The 1,582-nt window shown below is 68.8% G+C and carries 2 protein-coding genes; one reads left to right on the forward strand and one right to left on the reverse strand.

Annotated features, from left to right (window positions below; genetic code table 11):
* Nucleotides 1-94: 94 nt before the first annotated feature.
* Nucleotides 95-658, forward strand: coding sequence for a dihydrofolate reductase family protein (locus I8N68_RS32350; protein ID WP_200216903.1), 564 nt, complete (start codon nt 95-97; stop codon nt 656-658).
* A 384-nt stretch (nt 659-1,042) separates the two neighbouring features.
* Here the strand turns inward: I8N68_RS32350 and I8N68_RS32355 are convergent.
* On the reverse strand, nt 1,043-1,582 hold a 540-nt coding region (locus I8N68_RS32355; protein ID WP_200216904.1), incomplete at its 5' end, for a hypothetical protein.

Raw genomic sequence — 1,582 nt, forward strand, 5'->3', positions numbered from 1 at the left:
GGTGGTGAACCGACCCTCGGTGTGGCCTGACCGATGATTCTTCCGCGCCGTGCTGGTCTGTACGCCGAGTACCGACTCACGGGAGGCTGACACCATGCGAAAACTGACCTTCGGCATGAACCTGAGCCTGGACGGCTACATCGCCGCGCCCGGCGACGACCTCGGCTGGGGTGTGCCGAGCGACGAGCTGTTCCAGTGGTGGTCCGACCGGGTGAGGGCGACAGGCATGGCGCTGTACGGGCGCAAACTGTGGGAGAGGATGAGCTCCCACTGGCCGACCGCCGACCAGCAGCCGGGTGCCACACCGGCGGAGATCGAGTTCGCCCGCCGCTGGCGGGACATGCCGAAGGTGGTGTTCTCCTCGACGACCAGCACGGTCGACTGGAACACCCGCCTGGTCACCGGCGACGCGGTCACCGAGATCACCCGGCTCAAGGCCGAGGACGGCGGCCCCATGGATATCGGCGGCGCCACACTCGCCGCAGTGGCCATGCGGGACGGGCTGATCGACGAGTACGCGATGGTCACCCATCCGGTCCTGGTAGGTGGCGGCACGCCGTTCTTTGCGGCCCTGGACAACTGGGTGAACCTGGCCCTGGTGGAGACCCGGACGTTCCCTGACGGCGTGGTCCTGACCAGGTGCGAGACCAGGCGCTGAGTAACCCCAACCTTGGATCGGCCCGGGCTTCGGTCCGCCCAAGGATGGGCCGGCGCAAGCCCGAACACTGCCGAATTCCGCTCTTTCAGATCAAGGCGGCCCGCAAGCGGGCCGCGCCGGCCCGGCCCCGGCCTGCTGGCGAACTCCGGCCGGCATCGGCCGGGCCGGCCGGCCACGCTTGGGACGACCAGGACCACGAAGACCTCGGGGCTCCGCCCCGAACCCCGACCCTGCTCAGAGATGCCGCCGCGGATCACCTCGGCGGGCACCGCAAGGGCTGCCAGCCTCCCCGGACGGGGCCAAGGTCGTTCGGACGTAGGGCGCTCCACCTTGTCCCCGCCCGGGGAGGCCGGACGGTCGGAGACTGCCCGACGAGGAGATCCGCTACCAGCCTTGGAGCCGCTGCGCCCAGTACACCTGCCCATCGGACCCCATGTAGACCAGGGCCAGCAGCAGGTCCGACATCGCGACCGGTGCAGTGGCCGCCCTGGCCGCCGCCCGTTGCGGCCCTTCCAGATACGGGAAGGGCGCGACGAACGTTAGCGGTGAAGCGTCCCCGTCAGACACGGCCAGTCTGGAGCCGTAGCTCCACCAGGTGTTTCCCTCTTTGACGTCGCCCGCGCCCTTTAGCCAGGGATAGCGCTCGGGGATCTTATTTTCGACTCCGGCGCTCCCGGCGCCAATGGCCTCCTGCCGTGGCGACGACGCGCTGAAGCTTCCCGCCTTGCGGTTGGTGCGCTTCTCAATGAGGAAGATCGCGAAGTATCCGCCATCGAGTGGCTTGGGCGGAGTCCGCCAAGATACCCGGCCCAGTACCAGCTGGTCGCGTCCGTTGGACACCGGCGCGGGCACGCTCTCGCCGAGCGCAGCCTGAGCCTCCTCTTGGCTGACGAACGTGAGTGAGGACTTGATGGCCAGCGCTTC

The organism is Micromonospora coerulea (genome assembly GCF_016598485.1).
GTDB classification, from domain to species: Bacteria; Actinomycetota; Actinomycetes; order Mycobacteriales; family Micromonosporaceae; genus Micromonospora; species Micromonospora coerulea.